General features: G+C 70.2%; 22 protein-coding genes. 7 read left to right on the forward strand and 15 right to left on the reverse strand.

Features of this window, described 5'->3' with window-relative positions; all coding sequences use genetic code 11:
* Window positions 1-113: 113 nt before the first annotated feature.
* The 8 genes from JJ691_RS34010 to JJ691_RS34045 form a co-directional block, all read right to left on the reverse strand.
* Window positions 114-1,298 carry an ABC transporter ATP-binding protein gene (locus tag JJ691_RS34010; RefSeq protein ID WP_211763662.1) on the reverse strand — a complete coding sequence of 395 codons (1,185 nt, stop codon included), beginning with the start codon at window positions 1,296-1,298 and terminating at the stop codon, window positions 114-116.
* A gap of 7 nt (window positions 1,299-1,305) precedes the next feature.
* The gene (locus JJ691_RS34015) at window positions 1,306-2,142 is read right to left on the reverse strand and encodes a carbohydrate ABC transporter permease (RefSeq protein WP_442912495.1); all 837 of its coding nucleotides are present in this window, start codon (window positions 2,140-2,142) and stop codon (window positions 1,306-1,308) included.
* Window positions 2,139-3,083, reverse strand: a complete 945-nt coding sequence (locus tag JJ691_RS34020) for a carbohydrate ABC transporter permease (RefSeq protein WP_305873780.1) — start codon at window positions 3,081-3,083, stop codon at window positions 2,139-2,141. Before JJ691_RS34020 ends, JJ691_RS34015 begins: the two co-directional genes overlap by 4 nt.
* Window positions 3,080-4,357 (reverse strand): ABC transporter substrate-binding protein, encoded by a 1,278-nt coding sequence (locus JJ691_RS34025; protein WP_211763664.1) that lies wholly within the window; start codon window positions 4,355-4,357, stop codon window positions 3,080-3,082. Before JJ691_RS34025 ends, JJ691_RS34020 begins: the two co-directional genes overlap by 4 nt.
* Before the next feature lie 254 nt (window positions 4,358-4,611).
* Window positions 4,612-5,142, reverse strand: coding sequence for a general stress protein (locus JJ691_RS34030; RefSeq protein WP_211771874.1), 531 nt, complete (start codon window positions 5,140-5,142; stop codon window positions 4,612-4,614).
* Window positions 5,143-5,213: 71 nt separating this feature from the next.
* Complete coding sequence (locus JJ691_RS34035) at window positions 5,214-6,410, reverse strand: acyl-CoA dehydrogenase family protein (RefSeq protein ID WP_211763665.1); 1,197 nt, start codon at window positions 6,408-6,410, stop codon at window positions 5,214-5,216.
* 97 nt (window positions 6,411-6,507) lie between these two features.
* Window positions 6,508-6,669, reverse strand: coding sequence for a hypothetical protein (locus tag JJ691_RS34040; RefSeq protein WP_211763666.1), 162 nt, complete (start codon window positions 6,667-6,669; stop codon window positions 6,508-6,510).
* Between the two features lie 285 nt (window positions 6,670-6,954).
* A complete protein-coding gene (locus JJ691_RS34045; protein WP_211763667.1) occupies window positions 6,955-7,905 on the reverse strand; it encodes an HpcH/HpaI aldolase/citrate lyase family protein in 951 nt (316 codons plus the stop codon).
* Between the two features lie 108 nt (window positions 7,906-8,013).
* Here JJ691_RS34045 and JJ691_RS34050 point away from each other — a divergent pair, with 108 nt between their 5' ends.
* A complete protein-coding gene (locus JJ691_RS34050) occupies window positions 8,014-8,385 on the forward strand; it encodes a hypothetical protein (protein ID WP_249227192.1) in 372 nt (123 codons plus the stop codon).
* Window positions 8,333-9,181, forward strand: a complete 849-nt coding sequence (locus JJ691_RS34055; RefSeq protein ID WP_211763668.1) for an aminoglycoside phosphotransferase family protein — start codon at window positions 8,333-8,335, stop codon at window positions 9,179-9,181. Before JJ691_RS34050 ends, JJ691_RS34055 begins: the two co-directional genes overlap by 53 nt.
* A gap of 84 nt (window positions 9,182-9,265) precedes the next feature.
* Here the strand turns inward: JJ691_RS34055 and JJ691_RS34060 are convergent, their stop codons facing one another.
* Complete coding sequence (locus tag JJ691_RS34060; RefSeq protein WP_211771876.1) at window positions 9,266-10,084, reverse strand: PhzF family phenazine biosynthesis protein; 819 nt, start codon at window positions 10,082-10,084, stop codon at window positions 9,266-9,268.
* Window positions 10,085-10,115: 31 nt separating this feature from the next.
* Between JJ691_RS34060 and JJ691_RS34065 the strand changes: the two genes are divergently transcribed.
* Window positions 10,116-11,390, forward strand: coding sequence for a magnesium transporter MgtE N-terminal domain-containing protein (locus JJ691_RS34065; RefSeq protein ID WP_211763669.1), 1,275 nt, complete (start codon window positions 10,116-10,118; stop codon window positions 11,388-11,390).
* Window positions 11,383-11,949, forward strand: a complete 567-nt coding sequence (locus tag JJ691_RS34070; protein WP_211763670.1) for a DUF1003 domain-containing protein — start codon at window positions 11,383-11,385, stop codon at window positions 11,947-11,949. Before JJ691_RS34065 ends, JJ691_RS34070 begins: the two co-directional genes overlap by 8 nt.
* Window positions 11,950-12,077: 128 nt before the next feature.
* Here JJ691_RS34070 and JJ691_RS34075 read toward each other — a convergent pair whose 3' ends face one another.
* Window positions 12,078-13,214 carry an Mrp/NBP35 family ATP-binding protein gene (locus tag JJ691_RS34075; protein WP_442912496.1) on the reverse strand — a complete coding sequence of 379 codons (1,137 nt, stop codon included), beginning with the start codon at window positions 13,212-13,214 and terminating at the stop codon, window positions 12,078-12,080.
* Window positions 13,215-13,369: 155 nt separating this feature from the next.
* Between JJ691_RS34075 and JJ691_RS34080 the strand changes: the two genes are divergently transcribed.
* The gene (locus tag JJ691_RS34080; protein WP_249227193.1) at window positions 13,370-13,801 is read left to right on the forward strand and encodes a MarR family winged helix-turn-helix transcriptional regulator; all 432 of its coding nucleotides are present in this window, start codon (window positions 13,370-13,372) and stop codon (window positions 13,799-13,801) included.
* A gap of 160 nt (window positions 13,802-13,961) precedes the next feature.
* Here JJ691_RS34080 and JJ691_RS34085 read toward each other — a convergent pair whose 3' ends face one another.
* From JJ691_RS34085 to sigE, 4 genes are read right to left on the reverse strand one after another with little or no spacing between them, the layout of a single operon-like run.
* Window positions 13,962-14,351, reverse strand: coding sequence for a sec-independent translocase (locus tag JJ691_RS34085; RefSeq protein WP_211763673.1), 390 nt, complete (start codon window positions 14,349-14,351; stop codon window positions 13,962-13,964).
* A 10-nt stretch (window positions 14,352-14,361) separates the two neighbouring features.
* On the reverse strand, window positions 14,362-15,918 hold the full coding sequence (locus JJ691_RS34090) for a S1C family serine protease (protein WP_211763674.1): 1,557 nt from the start codon (window positions 15,916-15,918) through the stop codon (window positions 14,362-14,364).
* A gap of 31 nt (window positions 15,919-15,949) precedes the next feature.
* The gene (locus JJ691_RS34095; RefSeq protein WP_211763675.1) at window positions 15,950-16,573 is read right to left on the reverse strand and encodes an anti-sigma factor family protein; all 624 of its coding nucleotides are present in this window, start codon (window positions 16,571-16,573) and stop codon (window positions 15,950-15,952) included.
* Complete coding sequence (gene sigE, locus JJ691_RS34100; protein ID WP_442912789.1) at window positions 16,570-17,193, reverse strand: RNA polymerase sigma factor SigE; 624 nt, start codon at window positions 17,191-17,193, stop codon at window positions 16,570-16,572. Before sigE ends, JJ691_RS34095 begins: the two co-directional genes overlap by 4 nt.
* Before the next feature lie 170 nt (window positions 17,194-17,363).
* Here sigE and JJ691_RS34105 point away from each other — a divergent pair, with 170 nt between their 5' ends.
* On the forward strand, window positions 17,364-17,981 hold the full coding sequence (locus JJ691_RS34105; protein WP_211763677.1) for an O-methyltransferase: 618 nt from the start codon (window positions 17,364-17,366) through the stop codon (window positions 17,979-17,981).
* A 104-nt stretch (window positions 17,982-18,085) separates the two neighbouring features.
* On the opposite strand, the gene glgC is transcribed toward JJ691_RS34105, so the two are convergent.
* Window positions 18,086-19,303, reverse strand: coding sequence for a glucose-1-phosphate adenylyltransferase (glgC, locus tag JJ691_RS34110; RefSeq protein ID WP_211763678.1), 1,218 nt, complete (start codon window positions 19,301-19,303; stop codon window positions 18,086-18,088).
* A gap of 39 nt (window positions 19,304-19,342) precedes the next feature.
* On the opposite strand from glgC, the gene glgA reads away from it, so the two are divergent.
* Entirely contained in the window at window positions 19,343-20,494 is a 1,152-nt protein-coding gene (gene glgA / locus JJ691_RS34115) for a glycogen synthase (protein WP_211763679.1), read from the forward strand.
* The last annotated feature ends 8 nt before the right edge of the window (window positions 20,495-20,502 follow it).

Below are 20,502 nucleotides of genomic sequence, written 5' to 3' on the forward strand. Positions count from 1 at the left end.
GGAAATCAGCGGCCAACCGGTCCCGACGACTCCTCTCATCGAGTGACACCCCATCGTCATGAAGGGCCCCATCCTGACGTTGAACGTGAGGATGGGGCCCTTCATGACAGTGGTTAGTCCTCCGAGTAGGTGAGGTTTGCTCCGGATGAGGGGTCGAAGAGCTGGACCTTGTCGGTGTCGAACCAGAACTTGGCCGGCTGGCCCTCAGCGACGGCCGACGCCGCGGACAGGCGGGTGACCACCTGGCCGCCGCTGTCCGGCACGCCGGCGGAACCGGCGTCGGCGGCCAGGTCGGCCAGGTCGCTGGCCTGCGCCTCGCCGCCCTCGACCGAGAAGTACGCGTACTTCTCCGAGCCCATCGACTCCAGCACCTCGATCTGCGCGTCGAACACCGCGCCCCGGGCCAGCGCCGCCGGGTCAACCAGGGCGGCGTCCTCGAAGTGCTCCGGCCGCACGCCCATGATCACCTCGCGCGGCGCGTTGGCCGCCTCGGCCGCCCGCCGGACCCGGTCGGTCAGCGCGACCTTGCCCAGCGGCGTGGCCAGCGCCCCGTCGGCCAGCGTGGCCGGCAGGAAGTTCATCGACGGCGCGCCGATGAAGCCGGCCACGAACAGGTTGGCCGGGTGGTCGTAGAGGAACTGCGGCGCGCCGATCTGCTGCACCAGGCCGCCGCGCAGCACCACCACCCGGTCGCCCAGGGTCATCGCCTCGGTCTGGTCGTGGGTGACGTACACGGTGGTGGTGCCCAGCTGCTTCTGCAGCCGCGACACCGAGGTCCGCATCTGCCCGCGCAGCTTGGCGTCCAGATTGGACAGTGGCTCGTCCATCAGGAACGCCTTGGGGCTGCGCACGATCGCCCGCCCCATGGCCACCCGCTGGCGCTGGCCGCCGGACAGGTTGGCCGGCTTGCGGTCCAGGTGCTGGGTCAGGTCGAGGATCTGCGCCGCCTCCTCCACCTTGGCCTTGACCGTGGCGTTGTCCACCTTGGCCAGTCGCAGTGGGAAGGCCATGTTCTCCCGCACGGTCATGTGCGGGTACAGGGCGTAGGACTGGAACACCATGGCGATGTCCCGGTCCTTGGGCGCCTTCTCGTTCATCCGCTGACCGCCGATGCGCAGCTCGCCGCCGGTGATGTCCTCCAGGCCGGCGATCATGTTGAGCGTGGTGGACTTGCCGCAGCCCGACGGCCCGACCAGGATGATGAACTCGCCGTCGGCGATCTCGATATCCACTTCGGACACCGCGAGCGCGCCGTCCGGGTACCGCTTGGTCACCTTGTCCAGAACTATCTCGGCCATCGCGGCCTCACCCCTTCACGGCGCCGGAGGTCAGCCCCGCGACGATGCGGCGCTGGAAGAACAGCACGAACACCACGATCGGAATCGTGATCACCACCGCCGCCGCGCAGATCTGCCCGGTCGGGTCCTCGAACTGGGACGCGCCGGTGAAGAACTGCAGCGCCGCCGGCACGGTGCGGGAACGGGTGGTCGCCGTCAGCGAGATGGCGAACAGGAAGTCGTTCCAGCAGAAGATGAACACCAGGATGGCGGTGGTGAACACCCCCGGCGCGGCCAGCGGCGCGATCACCCGGCGGAACGCCTGGGCCGGCGTCGCGCCGTCCATCTTGGCCGCCTTCTCCAGCTCCCACGGGATCTCCCGGAAGAACGCGGACAGGGTGTAGATGGCCAGCGGCAGCGCGAAGGTGATGTAGGGCAGGATCAGGCCCGGCCAGGTGTCGAACAGGTTCAGCGACCGCTCGATGGAGAACAGCGGCGAGACCAGCGACACCTGCGGGAACATGGCCACCAGCAAGGAGAAGCCGACCAGCAGCGACTTGCCGGGGAAGTCCAGCCGGGCGATGGCGTAGGCGGCCATCGTGCCCAGCACCACGGCGATCGCGGTGGCGATCAGCGAGATGCCGATGGAGTTGACCAGGGCCAGCAGGAACTCGTTGGTCTGGAAGATGTCCAGGTAGCTCTGGAACGACCACTGCTGCGGGATGAACGAGCCGTCGCCGATGGTGGCCTTGGACTTGAACGACAGCGACAGCGTCCACAGCACCGGAACCAGCGCGTAGACCACCACCACGATGTCGATCAGCGTCCACTGGACGCGCTTGCCGGTCGTGATGACGGCCATCATCGCCTCCCCGAGTCGGAGCCGGGCGCGGCGGTGCCGAACACCTTGATGAACACGAAGGCGATGACCGCCACCGCGAGGAAGATCAGCACCGACATGGTCGACCCGATGCCCAGGTTCAGGCCGCGGATCAGGTTGTCGTAGGTCTGCATGGACACCGAGCCGGTGCTCTGCGAACCCCCGGTGAGGATGAAGATGTTGTCGAAGATGCGGAACGCGTCCAGGGTGCGGAACAGCAACGCCACCAGAATGGCCGGCTTCATCACCGGCAGCATCACCTTGGTGAACCGCTGCCACGGCCCGGCCCCGTCCATCGAGGCCGCCTTGAGCAGGTCGTCAGGCACCAGGGCCAGGCCGGCCATCAGCAGCAGGGCCATGAACGGCGTGGTCTTCCACACCTCGGCCAGGATGATCGCGCTCAGCGCCGGCAGCTTCTCGGTCAGCACGGCGGTGTCCGGCCCGACCAGCTTGGCCAGGTAGCCGGTGTCCGGGGTCCAGGCGAACTTCCAGCTGAACGCGGCCACGACCGTGACGATGCCGTACGGGATAAGGGAAACCGTGCGCACCAGGCCCCGGCCGACCAGCGTGCGGTGCATGATCAGGGCCAGCGCCATGCCCAGCACCAGCTCGATCACCACCGAGATCACGGTGATCAGCGCGGTGGTGCCGAAGGCGGTCCACCAGTAGCCGTTGGACAGCACGGTGAAGTAGTTGGCCAGCCCGACGAACTCCTGCTTGCCCGGGAATCTCAGGTCGTAGCGCTGCAACGACAGCCAGACCGAGTAGATGATCGGCCAGCCGGTGACGGCCAGCATCACGATCGCCGCCGGCGCGCACAGCAGCAGGCCCAGCCGGCGCTCGGCCCGCTTTCCCTCACTGAGCACGGGTTTGGTCTTCGCGCGGTGTGTGGTGGCGGACCGCGCCGCCTCGGTGGTCTGACTCACGGGAGCACCCCCTTGGAGTCCAGCGCGTCCTGGATCGCCTGCCGCATCTTCCCGGCCGTGGCCGTCGGGTCGATCGCCGACGGCGGCGAGAGCAGGTTCTGCATGATGGTCGAGACGTTCTGGTAGGCGGGCGTGATCGGCCGGCTGGCGGCGGTCGCCAACTCCGCCTTGATCACGTCCTTCATCGGGTACGCCTTGGCCATGTCCGGCGCGTCGTAGACGCTGGAGATGGTCGGCGGCACGCCGTCGTTGACCGCTGAGTAGTCCTGCATCTGCGGGCTGCGCAGGCACAGCGCCGCCTTGAACGCCTCGTCCTTGTGCAGGGAGTAGGCGCTGACGGCCAGGTTCTCGCCGCCGATGGTGACCTTGGCCGGCTGGCCCGGGACCACGCTCGGGTAGGTGGTCCACTTGAAGTGCTTGAACAGGTCGGGCTTGTCCTGCTGCATGGCGGCGTAGACGTAGGGCCAGTTCAGCTCGAAGGCCGCGTCGCCGTTCTCCATCAGCAGCGCGGTCTGCTGCTCCTCCGCGCTGGACAGGCCGGCGTCGGTGACGCCCGCGGTGGCGAACTTCTTCAGCATCGCCAACGCCTGCACCGCGCCGTCGTCCACGACGGCCTTGGTGCCGTCGTCGGAGACCAGCTTGCCGCCGGCCGACGCGGTCAACGTGTTGAAGCCGACCACCAGGCCCTCGTACTGGTCGCCGGTGAAGCCGATCTTGTAGGTCTTGCCCTGCTGCTTGAGCTGCTGGGCGTCCGCGATCATTTCGTCCCAAGTGGACGGTGGCGTGGACACCAGATCATCGCGGTACCACAGCAGTTGCACGTTGGTGTTCTTGGTGGCCCCGTACAGTTTGCCGTTGTAGCTGGCCGAGGCCAGCGGGCCGGCCAGCACGTCCTGCTTGGCCTCCTGCTCGTACGCGCCGGTCCACGGCACGACCCAGCCCGCCCCGGCGAACTCCGACGTCCAGGTCACGTCGAGGCCGAGAATGTCCAGGCTGGTGTCGCCGGCCGCCAGTCTTCGCACCATCTGCTCGCGCTGGCCGTCCGCGGCTCGCGGGGCGGTCAGCAACTGGATGTGGTACGCCCCGTTGGCCTGCTGGTTGCACTGGTCGACGACGTTCTGGAAGTGCTGTTCCGGCGGGTAGTACACGCTGATCGTGACTCCCCCGCCCGCGCCCGCCCCGCAGGCGGCCACCAGCGGTGCGGCCAGTGCCGCGGCCGCCGTGGCCACCAGGCCCCGGCGCCACCGCGGGCGCCGGCCGGTTGGCTGTGCCATCGGTCCTCCCTTCGCTTCAGGGGGCCGAACCCACACGCCTACCGGCGGACACCACGACGTCCGCCGACCGGTCTCGGCACCCCGACGTGCCCCGATCCGGCCGGGCGATCACGCCCGACGGACCGGTGCAGGCAACCTATGGCCGGCGTTTTGGCAGCCGCAAGCGTTTGGGGCAACGATTCAGACACCGAGCGGGCCTTCTGATGTGCCGATGCCGGCCTCCAGGGCGTCCCGGAGACCGGCATCGGCATCGGCTAGAGCGCGCCGCCCGCGGGGCGCATGGCCAGCTTGGCCAGCAGGTCACGGCCCTGCTCGGCGTTGCGGGGCTGACACAGCACGTCGTAGCGGCCGGCCACCAGCTGGCTGGAGGACTGGAAGTCCCGCCGGCCGCGGGTGGAGGCGTAGCCGACGGCCGCGAACACCATGAAGAACACCACGCCCAGCACCAGGCAGACGGCGATCTGGAGCAGACCGGTGGACTGGCCGCCGGTGAACAGGCTCAGCATCACGCCGACGAACAGGCCGAACCACGCGCCCGACGCGGCGCCGGCGCCCAGCACGCGCCGCCACGACAGGCGCCCGGTGACCCGCTCCACCAGCATCAGGTCGACCCCGACGATGGTCACGTCCTGCACCGGGAACTCGCTCTCGGCCAGGAAGTCGACGGCACGCTGCGCCTGCCCGTACTCCTCGTACGAGCCGATCGGCCACCCGGTCGGCCTGGTGGGCAGCCGCGGCGGGCCGGCGGACCTGTCCTGCGATGAGAACGAACTCGTCACCGATATCACCCCGTTCGCGGTCGGTGGTCTCCCATTGTCCTCACGACCAACGACCCACGCGAACCGGGCGTGCCTGATCAGCCCCGGGACTGGTACTCCCGGAGCAGTCCGCGGCTGATGATGGTCTTCTGGATCTCGCTGGTGCCCTCGCCGATCAGCAGGAAGGGGGCCTCGCGCATGAGGCGCTCGATCTCGTACTCCTTGGAGTAGCCGTAGCCGCCGTGGATGCGGAACGCCTCCTGGGTCACCTCGGCGCAGTACTCGGAGGCGATCAGCTTGGCCATGCCGGCCTCGACGTCGTTGCGCTGCCCGGAGTCCTTGAGCCGGGCCGCGTTCACCATCATCAGGTGCGCGGCCTCCACCTTGGTGGCCATCTCGGCCAGCTTGAAGGCGATGGCCTGGTGGTCGGCGATCTGCTTGCCGAAGGTCTTGCGCTGCTGGGCGTACTCGATGGCCAGCTCGAAGGCGCGGATCGAGATGCCGCAGGCGCGGGCGGCCACGTTGACCCGGCCCACCTCCACGCCGTCCATCATCTGTGCGAAGCCTTGGCCGGTCACGCCGCCGAGGACCTGGTCGGCGCCGATCTCGTAGCCGGTGAACACCATCTCCGTGGTGTCCACGCCCTTGTAGCCCATCTTGGCGATCTTGCCCGGGATGGTCAGGCCGGGGGCCACCTCGCCGTAGCCGACCGGCTTGTCCACCAGGAAGGCGGTCAGGTTCTTGTGCGGCTTGTCCGCGCCCTCGTCCGTACGGACCAGCACCGCGGTCAGGTTGGAGGTGCCGCCGTTGGTCAGCCACATCTTCTGGCCGTCGATGACGTAGGAGTCACCGTCCCTCTTGGCCCGCGTCTTGATCGCGGCCACGTCCGAGCCCAGGTCCGGCTCCGACATCGAGAAGGAGCCCCGGATCTCGCCCGCGGCCATCTTCGGCAGGTAGTGCGCCTTCTGCGCGTCGGTGCCGTGCTGCTTGATCATGTGGGCCACGATGAAGTGGGTGTTGATCACACCCGAGACGCTCATCCAGCCGCGCGCGATCTGTTCCACCACAAGGGCGTAGGTCAGCAGCGACTCGCCGAGCCCGCCGAACTCCTCGGGGATGGTGAGGCCGAACAGCCCCATCTCCTTCATGCCCTCGACGATGTCGGCCGGGTACTCGTCCCCGTGCTCCAGCGCCTGCGCGTGCGGGATGATCTCCTTGTTCACGAAGTCGCGAACGGTGGTCAGGATCTCCTGCTGCACGTCGGTGAGACCGGCGGTCTGGGCGAGGCGGGCCATGCTGGTCCCCTTGTCGTCGCTGACTGGTTACCGGTGAGTATCCCCAACCCCGCAACGTCTCACCCTGTGAAGGTGCTCACCCGATCGGTTCAGGTGCTCAGCTGGCCCGGACCTCCACCGCGTCGCCGCAGGACCGACACTGCTCGGCGAACACGTACACCGGCTGGCTGCAGCCGCCACACGGCACGAAGCTGCGCTCCAGCAGGTCATCCCGGCGCCGCCGGCGGAACAGGTGGATCCCCTTCGAGTGCTTGGACATGGCACCCAGCCTGAACCGACCCCCGGGGTCCAACGCAAACCAAGGTTGCCTTCTGTGTGTTATCTCACCGTGATCAAACGCGGAGCGTAGCCGAATTACGCGATTTGTGTAACCTGATCTTTGATCCGGCTCACAAACGGTAACACATTCCTAGTCGATTCCCCGCGCACGGACCGGATGCGCGCCTGGCCCACATCCGGCCTTTCACCACGAAAACCCTGCCCGCGAAGCCATTTGCGCAAATGACGGATCACTACGCCGGCAAGGTCCGATCGTCGGCGCGGATCACTCCGCCGGCGGGGTCCACTTGTCGGTGCGGGTCATGCCGGCGGCGCGGCCCTTGCCGGCGATCACCAGGGCCATCTTGCGGGAGGCCTCGTCGATCATCTCGTCGCCGAGCATCACGGCGCCGCGCTTGCCGCCGGCGTCGGAGGTGTAGAACTCGTAGGCGTCCAGGATGTTCTCGGCGTGGTCGTAGTCGGACTGGTCCGGGCTGAACACCTCGTTGGCCGCCTCGATCTGGCCGGGGTGCAGGACCCACTTGCCGTCGTAGCCCAGGGCGGCGGCCCGGCCGGCGACGCGGCGGAAGCCGTCGACGTCGCGGATCTGGAGATAGGGGCCGTCGATGGCCTGCACGTCGTTGGCCCGGGCGGCCATCAGGATGCGCATCAGGATGTAGTGGTAGGCGTCGCCGACGTCGTAGCCGGGCGGCTGCTCGCCGACGACCAGGGACTTCATGTTGATGGAGGCCATGAAGTCGGCGGGGCCGAAGATGATGGTCTCCACCCGGGGCGAGGCGGTGGCGATGGCGTCGACCTCGACCAGGCCGCGGGCGTTCTCGATCTGGGCCTCGATGCCGATCCGGCCGACCTCGTAGCCCATGGTCTTCTCGATCTGGGTGAGCAGCAGGTCCAGGGCCTGCACCTGCTGCGCGGTCTGCACCTTGGGCAGCATGACGCAGTCCAGGTTGGCCCCGGCGCCCTCGACGACCTCGACGACGTCCCGGTAGGTCCACTCGGTGGTCCAGTCGTTGACCCGCACGACCCGGGTCCGCTCGCCCCAGCCGCCCTCGTTGAGCGACTCGACGATGGTCTTGCGCGCCCCCGGCTTGGCCAGCGGGGCGCAGGCGTCCTCCAGGTCCAGGAAGACCTGGTCGGCCGGCAGCGTCCGGGCCTTGTCGATCATCTTCTGGCTGGAGCCGGGGACGGCGAGACAGGATCGGCGGGGGCGCGGCACGGCGGTACCTCCTCGTACTGACCGGTAACTTACGGCGATGCTGGCACGGCTCGAGGGTGCCCGCCATTCGCTGAGTCACCCGTCACAGCCCCGTGGTTAGCTGAACCGGTGGAGATCACCCGTCTGCTGGACAACGCCCTGCGCAAGGCCGCCGCGGTCTGGATCACCGTGGACGGGCGGCCGCGGCTGGTCTGGGCGCTGTGGCGGGACGGCGCGCTCTGGGTCGCGGTGGGCGGCGGCGAGCAGCAGGTCCCGGGCCTGCGTGACGGCGTGACCTGCACGATCACCGTTCGCTCCCCCACCACGCACTCGCACCTCGCCGACGTGCCGGCGGCCGTTCGGCTGGTCCAGCCGGAAAAAGACGTGACGGACGCGCTCCGGGCAGCCAGACTCAATGCCGAGCCGGCCTGGACAGAGGTGTACCGACTTGATCCGGATACCCAAGGACTTCACGGACACGGTGCTGAGCTGGGGGGATGACGACGCCACCCGGTGGCTGCTCGGTTTGCCGGAACTGGCGGCGGAGTACCTCGACCGCTGGGACCTGACGCCGGACGGCGCGCCGCTGAACGGGTTCTGCAGCGTGGTGCAGCCGGTGCGACTGCCGGACGGCCGGCCGGCGATGCTCAAACTCGGCCTGTTGCACGAGGAATCCGAACACGAGTGGCTCGCACTGTCCCTATGGGACGGTGACGGCGCGGTGCGGCTGCTCGCCCACGACGCCGACGACGGCGTGCTGCTGCTGGAGCGACTGCGCCCGGAATGCCTTACCAGCCAACCGATCGAGCAAGCGCTGGTGATCGCCGGCACGCTGCGCAAGCGGCTGCGCCGGCCCGCGCCGCACCGGATGCGCACGCTGCGGGCCAGCGCGGCCCGGTGGGCCGAAAAGCTGCCGCGGGCCGAAGGTCTCCCGCGGCGGATCATCGACGAGGCCGTCGACCACTGCCGCACGCTGGGGCCGGTCGCGCTGGACGAGATGGTCAACGAGGACCAGCATTTCGACAACATCCTGGCCGGCGACCGGGAACCGTGGCTGGTCATCGACCCCAAGGTGCTCGCCGGCGACCCGGAGTTCGGGCTGGCCACCCTGTTGTGGAACCGGTTCGAGCCGGACCGCGTCGAGCACCGGCTGGCCACGCTGGTGGAGATCGAGGAGCTGGACGCGGCCAAGGCCCGGGCCTGGACCTTCGTGTCGGCCGTGGTGAACTGGGCCGACGCCGACGGCTGGGTCAACGACACCTGCCAGGCCATCGCCACCACCCTGGCCGCCCACTGACCCCTCGCGAGTCCCGCTCTCAGGCAACCATGTGTCGAGTTCCGGAACTCGACATTCAGCTGCTCGAGAGCGGGACTCGCGGGGTCAGGTGGGGATGGTGAGCTGGCCGCTGGCGACGTGCACGACGTCGCCGCGGACGGTGGCGGCCTCGGGGCTCACCGAGCAGTACAGAGTGGACGGTCGGCCCATCTCGATTCCTTGCCGGACGACAACATCGGCGGTCTCGGCGATGAGTCCCCGGTCGACGGCGAACACGCACATGCCCAGTGCGGCCGAGCCGGTCGCGGCGTCCTCGCCACCGTCGACGAAGACCCGCACGTGGGCTTGGCCATCGACGAGCGAGAACACCTGCAGCCCGTGCTCGATCCCGGCCTCCCGCATGGCCCGCCGGTCCGGCTCGGCCCGACCGACGGCGTCCGGCCGCACCCCCAGGTAGGCGAATTCCAGGCCACAGCCGGCCACCCCAGAGTCCACATCGGACAGATCGTCGACGGTCAGCCCGACCGCCGCCGCCAGCGCGGCCCGGTCCAGCCGGGGACCGATCGTGCGTCGGCCGCCGCTGATCCGCGCGCCACGCTCGTCCACCACCACCGGCAGCAGACCGGCCAGGCACTCCTGAACCACCGGCCCGCGCCCGATGACGCCGTCCCGGGCCAGCAGCCACGAGGTTCCGACGCTCGGATGGCCGGCGAACGGCAACTCCTCGCTCACGGTGAAGATCCGCACCCGGTAGTCGGCCCCGGGCTGGGTCGGCGGCAGCGGGAAGGTGGTCTCCGAATAGCCGAACTCGGCGGCGATGGTCCGCATCTGCTCGGCCGAGAGGTCGTCGGCGCCGTGCACGACGGCCAACTGGTTGCCGGTGAACGGGGTGTCCGTGAACACGTCGAGCACGTCAAAACGCATGGTGGCCACCCGGCAACGTTAGCCTTTGCGTGTGGCAGCCACAGACCGGATTTTTGTCGCCCAGCTGGCCGGATTGCCGGTTTTCGGCCCCGACGGGGAGGTGATCGGCAAGGTTCGCGACGTCGTGGCCAGCCTGCGAACCGACCGCCAGTCGCCCCGGGTGCTGGGCATCGTCGTCGAGCTGGTCACCCGCCGGCGCATCTTCGTGCCGATGCTGCGGGTGGCCACCATCGAGCCGCACGCCGTCGTGCTGTCGACCGGCTCGGTCAACCTGCGGCACTTCCACCAGCGCCCCAACGAAGTTGTTGTCGTCGGGCAACTGCTGGACGCCAGGGTGAGCATCGAGGAGGGGTCGGTCAACGCGATCGTGGTGGACGCGGCCATGGAGCCGACCCGGACCCGCGACTGGTCGATCAGCCGGGTCGCCGTCCGCGAGCGCACCGGCCGGTTCGGCCGCCGTGGGCCGGTGCAGGTGTTGCGCTGGGAGGAGGTACTGGGCCTGGGCATGGCCGAGCTCTCCTCACAACCGCAGGGCGTCCAGCAGCTGCTGGCCGTGTTCGACGCCATGCGCGCCGCCGACGTCGCCAACGCGCTGCGGGACCTGCCGGCCAAGCGCCGCTACGAAGTCGCCGACGCGCTGGACGACGAGCGCCTCGCCGACGTGATCGAGGAACTGCCCGAGGACGACCAGAAGGACCTGCTGGCCCACCTCGACGACGAGCGGGCCGCCGACATCCTCGAGGCGATGAACCCCGACGACGCCGCCGACCTGCTGGCCGAGTTGTCCGAGCTGGACAAGAACCGGCTGCTGGAGCTGATGGAGCCGGAGGAGTCCGAGCCGGTCAAGCGGCTGCTGGAGTACTCCTACGACACCGCGGGCGGTCTGATGACCCCCGAGCCCGTCGCGCTCACCCCGGACGCCACCATCGCCGAGGCCCTGGCCCGGGTCCGCAACCCCGAGCTCACGCCGGCCCTGTCCAGCATGGTGTTCGTCTGCCGGCCGCCCACCGGCACCCCCACCGGCCGCTACCTCGGCTGCGTGCACCTGCAGCGGCTGCTGCGGGAGCCGCCCTCGGACCTCGTCGCCGGCGCCCTCGACGCCGACCTGCCCCGGCTGTCGCCGACCGCCTCGCTCACCGAGGTGACCAAGTACTTCGCGACCTACAACCTGGTGTGCGCTCCCGTGGTGGACGACGAGGACCACCTGCTCGGGGCCGTCACCGTTGACGACGTGCTGGACCATCTGCTGCCGGAGGACTGGCGGGAGACCCTGCACCACGACGAGGAGGGCGTCGCCCATGCCTGAGCTGACCTCACGACGGCGGCTCGACCAGCCCCGAGCCCCGCGCCGGTGGGCCATCGACGTGGACCCGGAGGCGTTCGGCCGGTTCTCCGAGCGGCTGGCCCGGTTCCTGGGCACCGGCAAGTTCCTGTTCTGGCAGACGCTGATCGTCGTGGTCTGGATCTGCCTGAACCTGTTCGCCCTCAGCCTGCAGTGGGACCCCTACCCGTTCATCCTGCTCAACCTGGCCTTCTCCACCCAGGCCGCGTACGCCGCGCCGCTGATCCTGCTGGCCCAGAACCGCCAGGACGACCGCGACCGCATCTCGCTGGAGGAGGACCGGGCCCGCGCCGCCCAGACCAAGGCCGACACCGAGTTCATGGCCCGGGAGCTGGCCGCCCTGCGCATCGCCGTCGGCGAGGTCGCCACCCGGGACTACCTGCGCAGCGAACTCGATCGGCTGCGGGCCGAGATGGCCGGCGGCAAGAAGCGGGACAAGCACCGCAAGTCCAGCCCCTCGGCCGAGGACATCCGCGACGACCCCCGGTGGGACGACGAGGAGACGGTCACCCAGAAGAGCTGATCTTCGAACTGAGCAGCCCCCGTCTGCAAGCCAACCAGATCAACCTGGCAATGCGCGGTCGTGGCCGGTGGGCCGGGACTGCCAGGTTCGCCTGGTTGGATTGATTCGGGGGCTGCTCGGCACGGCCGTCAGCGGCCGGCCGGGCTCACCGAGAGCAGGCGGCCGGCGAGGCCGCGGGAGCGGACGGTGAGCTTGGCGGCGACCTCGGTGAGGACCTTGGCGGCGGGGGCCTCGGGGTCGGACAGCACCAGCGGCGTGCCGGCGTCGCCGCCCTCGCGCAGGCGGGCGTCGAGGGGGACCTGGCCGAGCAGCGGCACGTCGGAGCCGACGGCCTTGGTCAGGGATTCGGCGACGGTCTGGCCGCCGCCGGCGCCGAACAGCTCCATGCGGCTGCCGTCGGGCATGTCCATCCACGACATGTTCTCGATGACGCCGGCCACCCGCTGGCGGGTCTGCATGGCGATGGCGCCGGCCCGCTCGGCGACCTCGGCGGCAGCCTGCTGCGGGGTGGTGACGACGAGGATCTCGGCGTTGGGGATGAGCTGGGCCACGGAGATGGCGATGTCGCCGGTGCCGGGCGGCAGGTCCAGCAGCAGCACGTCCAGGTCGCCCCAGAACACGTCGGCGAGGAACTGCTGCAGGGCCCGGTGCAGCATCGGCCCGCGCCAGACCACGGGGGCGTTGTTCTGCACGAACATGCCGATCGAGATGACCTTCACGCCGTTGGCCTGCGGCGGCATGATCATCTTCTCGACCTGGGTGGGGCGGCCGGTGGCGCCGAGCATGCGGGGCACGGAGTGGCCGTAGATGTCGGCGTCGACGATGCCGACCGACAGCCCGCGCTTGGCCATCGCGGCGGCCAGGTTGACGGTCATGCTGGACTTGCCGACGCCGCCCTTGCCCGACGCGACGCAGTAGACCCTGGTCATCGACCCGGGCTGGGCGAACGGGATGACCGGCTCGGCCGCGTCGCCGCGCAGCGACTTGCGCAGCTCGCTGCGCTGCTGGTCGCTCATCACGTCCAGCTCGACCTTGACGCCGGTGACCCCGTCGACCTTGCTGACGGCCGCGGTGACGTCCGCGGTGATCTTGTCGCGGAGCGGACAGCCGGCCACGGTCAGGTAGACGGCTACGGTGACCGCGCCGTCCGCGCCGATGGTGACGTCCTTCACCATGCCCAGCTCGGTGATCGGGCGGCGGATTTCCGGATCCTGGACGGAGCCCAGCGCGGCCCGCACAGCGTCGGCACTCGGGAGAGAAGTCACGAGACCCATGCTACGAGCCGGTGTTACCGATCGGTTAGCCGGCGTTCGCCGAATCACGATAGGGGCACTGCGCGACCATCTGGACGCGTTCCGTAACATGAGGGGTCGTGCTGGACACAGGTAGGACCCGACTTCCCACCCGGACCGAGTTAGCCGTGTGGCGGTCATTCCTGCGGGCGCACGCCCGCATCGTCCGACATCTGGAGACCGAGCTGGTCGCCGAGCAGAGTCTGTCGCTGGCGTCCTATGACGTCCTGGTGCAGCTCGCCGAGGCGCCCGGGCGTCGGATGCGGATGACGGAGCTCGCCGACGCCGTGCTGTTGTCCCGGTCCGGTGTCACCCGGCTGGTCGACCGCCTGGAGCGGACAGGCCTGGTCAGCCGGGAGCGAGCCGACGGCGACGGCCGCGGCGTGGTGGCCGTACTCACCCAGACAGGGCTAGACCGGTTACGCAGCGCGTCCGGCACCCATCTGGCCGGTGTCGTCCGCCACTTCGTCGACGCGCTGGACGAGGCGGCCATCACCGACTTCGGCCGCACCTGTGAGCAGCTGGCCGCGGCCTCCCCGCCGCTGCCAGAAGGTCCCTGACCTCGCGCTGACCGGGCTCCCGCCCCCGGTTCCGCTGCCCGGGCCCTGCCCCCGGAGCCCCGCGATCCCTGAATCGCAATCGTTCGCACCGGGCACTGGCCGAAATAAGAGCGCTCTAACTTGCGCCGTCAATCAACCAGCAGACGTCGTCCGCCTGGACTCAGGTGGCGTCGGGGTCGAACGGAGGACGTTCCCCCGGCGACAGCGGCCGCTGCTCCGGACGCGGCTCGGCCGCCGGAGCCGGCGCCGACGCGAAGCCGTTGGGCTTGTAGCCGTTGTCCTCCGGATAGTCGTCGAGCAGGTGCCGCGTGATGGCCCGCTTGGGGTTGAACTCCCGCAGCTGCCGCAGGTCCTCCAGCGGCTTGCGCAGCTCGTCGAACTCCGGCCCGAGCTCCGACCGCAGCTGGTCGCGGGCCCCGTTGGCGTAGTCCCGGACCTGTCGGATGCCCTTGGCCAGCCACGCGGCAGCGGACGGCAGCCGCTCGGGACCCAGGATGAACAGGCCGGCGACGATCAGGACGAGCAGCTCGCCCCCGCTGATTCCGAACACGTCTCCCAGCCTAATCCGACTGCGTGGTGACCTGTAGCTCCATCTGCCGCCCCTGCCGCACGATCTGCACCTTCACAGTGTCGCCGATGTTGCGTTCGATCACCGCCACCGACAGCTCATCGGCGGTGCGGATGGGTCGATCGCCGAACTTGGTGATCACGTCGCCCTCGGCGATGCCGGCCTTGGCCGCGGCCCCGCCCTCCTTGACGTTCTGCACCTGGGCGCCGTCGGTGGACACGGCCGACACCGACCGCGCGTTCAGGCCGATGTCGGCGTGCTTGACCTGGCCGTCCCGGATCAGCCCCTCGGCGATCCGCCGGGCGAAGTCGATCGGGATGGCGAAGCCGATGCCGATGGAGCCGGTGTTGTCGCCGGGCGACAGGATGGCGCTGTTGATGCCGACCAGCGCCCCGGTGTCGTCCAGCAGCGCGCCGCCGGAGTTGCCGTGGTTGATGGCGGCGTCGGTCTGGATGGCGTCGTAGGTGACGGGCGGGTCGCCGCCCTCGCCGGCGGCCTGCAGTGGCCGGTTGACCGCGCTGACGATGCCGCTGGTGACGCTGCTGGACAGGCCCAGTGGCGAGCCGATGGCGATCACCTGGTCGCCGACCGACAGCGAGCTGGACTTGCCCAGCTGGATCACGGTCGGGTTGGTCACCGCCACCTTGACCACGGCCAGGTCGGTCTTGGGGTCCCGGCCGACGATCTTGCCGTCGGTCTTGGTGCCGTCGGCGAACACCACGCGCAGGGTGGCCGTCGGGTCGGTGGCCGCGGCCGACACCACGTGGTTGTTGGTCAGGATGTAGCCGCCGGCGTCGATCATGACGCCGGAGCCGAGCCCGCCGCCGCTGCCGACCTGCACCTCGATCTGCACCACGGCGGCCTGGGTGCGCTTGACGATGTCGGCGACCGAGCCGGGCGCGGCCTGCTTGCCCGGGCTGTCCACCTGGGCCAGGGTGACGGAGCTGGTCAGCGGGTTGCCGGCCTGCGCGATGGCCCAGCCGGCGAGGCCGCCGGCCACGCCGATCAGCAGCGCGACGCCGGCCAGCGAGGCCAGGGCGACCGGCTTGACCCGGCGGCCGAACAGCAGCTCGGGCACGGACAGCAGCGGGCCGGTCTTGGCCGGCGGCGCGGCGCCGTCGTCGCCGTCCGAGCCGGACTCGGCGGCCGGCGGGCCGAGGATGGCGCCGGCGCCGGGGTCGCGCCACGGGTCGCGGTCGGCGGAGTCCTGCCAGAACACGGGCTCGACGGTCGGCTCGGAGCCGTACGGGACCGAACCCGGCGCTCGCTGCAACACCACGTCGCCAAGGCTGTCGGGGCGGCTGAAGGCCGTGCTCAACGCCTCGGGCGGCGGCGGGGCCAGCGCGATGGAGCCGTTGGCGGCGGCCGAGGCGGCACGGGGCGCGAAGGCGCTGTCCACACCGTCTGGGCGGCCGAACTCGGCGGCCTGCGTCGGATCGACGGGCGGCCGGTCCAGCGGCCGGGGACCGATGCGGCGGCCCTGACCGTCGTCGACGCCCGAGACCGGGGTGGCCGGCGGCGGTTCGGGACTGGGCTGCTGCTCGTTCATCAGGGGAAAGCGTGCCTCACCAACGGTGAATTCACCGTGTGGGCAGGTCCGCGACGGTCGTCGGCGTGGTGGAGCTGGCCGGCTGAACCGCGACCGGGTGGGCGTCCACCGGAACGCCGGAGGTGTCGCCGGACGCCGGGGTGTCGCCGTGCATGGTCACGATGGCCAGCGCGCCCAGCACGATGCCGGACACGACCACGCCGGCGCCCTGCTTGGTGCGGCGGGACAGCCGGCTGCCGCTGCCCAGGACGGCGGCGCCGCTACCGAGCGGCGCGGAGGAACCGAAGACGGGGCCGCTGCCGAACGGGCGGAGCTTCTCGCTGCCCTTGCCCAGCCGCTGCACGGTGACCAGCTGGCCGTCCTCGGTCACGGCCAGGTTGTCCGGGCCGCTGGGCAGGTCGACGTCCTGCGGGATGGACATCAGCGAGGCGAGCAGGCCGGCCGGCGCGGACGGCGCGGGCGCGGCCTTCATGGCCGAGCGGGCGTGCCGCTGGGTGGCGGCCTCGGCGGCGCAGAAGGGGCAGCGGGCCAGGTGCGCGGCGGCGCGGTCGTGAGCGGTCGCCGACAGCTCACCGTCGACGAAGGCCACCACCGCGTCGGGCAGCAGATGCTGTTCCGGCAGGCTCGGCAGACTCCACCCGCGCAGCTCGGTCATCCAACGTCCTTCCGTGCGAGCTCGGCGCGGCGCTCCAGGCTCGCGCGCAGGGCCTGCCGGCCCCGGTGGATGCGGCTGCGGACGGTGCCCAGCTTCACCCCGAGCGTGGCTCCGATCTCATCGTAGGACAGGCCTTCGACGTCACAAAGCACCACAGCGGCCCGGAACTCCGGCGGCAGCTCGTCCAGCGCGGCCTGCAGGTCGGGGTCCAGGTGGGTGTCGGAGTAGACCTGCTCGGGGCTCGGGTCGTCGCCCACGAGGCGGTCGGTGTCCTCGGGCAGGCCCTCCATGCGCAGCCGGGAGCGGCGCCGGGCCATGTCCAGGAACAGGTTCGTGGTGATGCGGTGCAGCCAGCCCTCGAACGTGCCCGGCTTGTACGAGGCCAGCGACCGGAACACCCGGATGAACGTCTCCTGGGTCAGGTCCTCGGCGTCGTGCTGGTTGCCGGACAGGCGGTAGGCGAGGCGGTAGACCCGGTCGGCGTGCTCGCGCACGACCTCGTCCCACGATGGCGGTGTCCAGGCGGCTTCGACCGGCGCAATGGCGACGGGAGCGGCGGCGACCGGCTCAGTGGCCGGGTCGGTCGTCTGAGTGCGCATCGGTGGTTTCGGCACCTCCAGCGGGCGGCTGCCCTTCGGTGGGGACAACGTGGCGGACGTCCCCGTTGTTCCCCACTACTGTCGCGGGCTCGCTTATAACCATGGTGAGAGACGCCTGAGAGCAGACTGAGAATGCTCAGATGCGGGTTGTTCACCCAGAACGGCCCTAGTCGCCGCTAACCTCGCACCTTGTGACGCTCGGGGAGTACGTGGACGGCTTCGCCGTCGAGGACGAGGTCGCCTCGGCCGCGCGGGCCCGGGGCGTCGAGCTGGGATGCGTGCCCATCGGCGTCACCGGCGGGGCCGCGCTGCGCTTCCTCGCCGCGTCCCTGCAGGCCAGGGCGGTCGTGGAGATCGGGACCGGGGCCGGCGTGAGCGGCCTGTGGCTGCTTGGCGGCATGGCCCGGGACGGCGTGCTGACCTCGATCGACGTGGAACCCGAGCACCAGCGGGTGGCCCGCCAGGCCTTCTCCGACGCCCGGATCAGCCCCGGCCGCACTCGCCTGATCAACGGACAGGCGCTGGACGTGCTGCCCCGCCTCACCGACGGCGGCTACGACCTGGTGTTCGTCGACGCCGCCAAGTCCGAGTACCCCCGCTACCTGGAGCACGGCGTGCGCATGCTGCGCCCCGGCGGCGTGATCGCGTTCGACAACGTCTTCTGGAAGGGCAAGGTCACCGATCCCACTGACCGGGACGCCGAGACCCAGGCCATCCGCGACACCAACCGCGCCGTCCGCGAGGACGACCGGCTCGTGTCGATCATGCTTCCAGTCGGCGACGGCCTCCTGGTCGCAGCCAAGCGCTGACCCCCCGCAACCACCTCTGACGCCACATGTGGTCCACATGTGGCGTCAGAGGTCGAATGTGGCGCACATGTGGCGAAAGCCGGGGGCGGTTGGCTGCCGGCGGGTTACTCCGCGCGAGCGCCCTTGCCGAGGACGACGACGCCGCCGGCGCTGACCGTGTAGTGCTCCAGGTCGTGGCTGCGGTCGACGCCGACCATGGCGCCGTCGGCCACCACGACGTTCTTGTCGAGGATGGCCTTGCGCACCACGGCGCCCTTGCCGACGCGCACGCCGGGCAGCAGGACGCTGCCCTCGACGATGGCGCCGGACTCCACCACGACGTCCGAGCTGACCACCGAGTCGCGCACGGTGGCGCCGGAGATGATCGAGCCGGGGCCGACGATGGACTCCTGGGCGAAGCCGCCGTTGACGAACTTGGCCGGCGGCAGCGGCGGGGTGGCGGTGCGGATCGGCCAGGCCTGGTTGTAGAGGTTGAACACGGGGTGCACGGACACCAGGTCCATGTGCGCGTCGTAGTAGGCGTCGAGGGTTCCGACGTCCCGCCAGTAGCCGCGGTCCCGCTCGGTGGCCCCGGGCACGACGTTGTCGTCGAAGTCGTAGACGTGCGCGCCGCCGGCGTCGACCAGCATGGGGATGATGTTGCCGCCCATGTCGTGGTCGGAGTCGGGGTCGGCGGCGTCGGTGCGCAGCGCGTCCAGCAGGGCCTCGGTGGTGAACACGTAGTTGCCCATGGACGCGAAGGTCACGTCGGGGTCGTCGGGCACGTGCGGCGGGTCGGCCGGCTTCTCCAGGAAGCGGGTGATCCGGCCCTCGGCGTCGGAGTCGATGCAGCCGAACGCCCTGGCCTCGGCCCGCGGCACCCGGATGCCGGCGACGGTGACCCCGCAACCGGAGTCGATGTGCTGCTCGACCATCTGCCCGGGGTCCATCCGGTACACGTGGTCGGCGCCGAAGACGACGATGTAGTCCGGCTTCTCGTCGTGCACCAGGTTGAGCGACTGGAAGATCGCGTCGGCGCTGCCGGTGTACCAGCGCGGGCCGAGCCGCTGCTGGGCCGGCACCGGGGTGATGTACTGCCCGAGCACGCTGGACAGCCGCCAGGTGGTGGAGATGTGGCGGTCCAGCGAGTGCGACTTGTACTGGGTCAGCACGCACAGCTTCGACATGCCCGCGTTGACCAGGTTGGACAACACGAAGTCGATCAGTCTGTAGTTGCCGCCGAACGGCACGGCCGGTTTGGCCCGGTCCGCCGTCAGGGGCCACAAACGCTTGCCCTCGCCACCGGCCAGAACGATTCCCAGAACGTGGGGCTGCCCCTTCACGATCAGTGACCCTATCCGCCGGGCACTAGGTTGTCAGCTGTGCGGATCGGATTACTGACACGCGAATACCCGCCAGAGGTGTACGGCGGGGCAGGCGTCCACGTCGGCTTCCTCGTGCCACGACTGCGCGAGCTGATCGATGTCGACGTGCACTGTTTCGGCGGCGAGCGGCCGGACGCCGTCGCGCACCAGCCGGCTCCCAATCTGCGGGCGGCCAACCCGGCCCTGTCCACGCTGTCGGTCGACCTGGAGATCACCGCCGCGGTCGAGGGCGTGGACCTGGTGCATTCACATACGTGGTACGCGAACTTCGCCGGGCACGTGAGCAAGATCCTGCACGGGGCGCCGCACGTGGTGACCGCGCACTCGCTGGAGCCGCGGCGGCCGTGGAAGGCCGAGCAGCTCGGCGGCGGTTACCGGCTGTCGTCGTGGGTGGAGCGCACGGCCTACGAGGCGGCGGACGCGATCATCGCGGTCAGCGACGGCATGCGGGCCGACGTGCTGGACTGCTACCCGTCGCTGGATCCGGCCCGGGTGCACGTGGTCCGCAACGGCATCGACACGTCCCTGTACGAGGCGGTGACCGGCACCGACGCGCTGGAGCGGCACGGCATCGACCCGTCGAAGCCGATCGTGGCCTTCGTCGGGCGGATCACCCGGCAGAAGGGTGTCGGCCACCTGGTGGCCGCGGCCCACCGGATCACCGAGGACGTCCAGCTGGTGCTGTGCGCGGGCGCGCCGGACACGCCGGAGATCGCGGCCGAGACCGAGGCGGCGGTGGCCGAGCTGGCCAAGGCCCGGCCGGGCGTGTTCTGGATCCAGGAGATGCTGCCGACCGACGAGGTCAAGCAGGTGCTCAGCCACGCGACGGTGTTCGTGTGCCCCTCGGTGTACGAGCCGCTGGGCATCGTGAACCTGGAGGCGATGGCCTGCGGCACCGCGGTGGTGGCCTCCGACGTGGGCGGCATCCCGGAGGTGGTCGAGGACGGCGTGACCGGGCTGCTGGTGCACTACGACGAGTCCGACGTCGAGTCGTTCCGGGACGGGCTGGCGGCGGCGGTGTCGCGGCTGCTCGCGGATCCGGTCAGGGCCGAGGCGATGGGCCGGGCCGGTCGGGAGCGGGCCGTGCGGGAGTTCTCCTGGGCGGGCGTCGCGGCCCAGACCGTCGAGGTATACCGAAATGTGATCTAAGACATTTC

The sequence above is a fragment of the Kutzneria sp. CA-103260 genome (assembly GCF_018263855.1).
GTDB lineage: Bacteria > Actinomycetota > Actinomycetes > Mycobacteriales > Pseudonocardiaceae > Kutzneria.

Excerpts from the sequence above, each read along its gene's own strand:
- JJ691_RS34010 (WP_211763662.1), bottom strand. The coding sequence starts at position 1,298 with ATGGCCGAGATAGTTCTGGACAAGGTGACCAAGCGGTACCCGGACGGC.
- JJ691_RS34015 (WP_442912495.1), bottom strand. The coding sequence starts at position 2,142 with ATGATGGCCGTCATCACGACCGGCAAGCGCGTCCAGTGGACGCTGATC.
- JJ691_RS34025 (WP_211763664.1), bottom strand. The coding sequence starts at position 4,357 with ATGGCACAGCCAACCGGCCGGCGCCCGCGGTGGCGCCGGGGCCTGGTG.
- JJ691_RS34035 (WP_211763665.1), bottom strand. The coding sequence starts at position 6,410 with ATGGCCCGCCTCGCCCAGACCGCCGGTCTCACCGACGTGCAGCAGGAG.
- JJ691_RS34040 (WP_211763666.1), bottom strand. The coding sequence starts at position 6,669 with ATGTCCAAGCACTCGAAGGGGATCCACCTGTTCCGCCGGCGGCGCCGG.
- JJ691_RS34060 (WP_211771876.1), bottom strand. The coding sequence starts at position 10,084 with ATGCGTTTTGACGTGCTCGACGTGTTCACGGACACCCCGTTCACCGGC.
- JJ691_RS34070 (WP_211763670.1), top strand. The coding sequence starts at position 11,383 with ATGCCTGAGCTGACCTCACGACGGCGGCTCGACCAGCCCCGAGCCCCG.
- JJ691_RS34090 (WP_211763674.1), bottom strand. The coding sequence starts at position 15,918 with ATGAACGAGCAGCAGCCCAGTCCCGAACCGCCGCCGGCCACCCCGGTC.
- JJ691_RS34095 (WP_211763675.1), bottom strand. The coding sequence starts at position 16,573 with ATGACCGAGCTGCGCGGGTGGAGTCTGCCGAGCCTGCCGGAACAGCAT.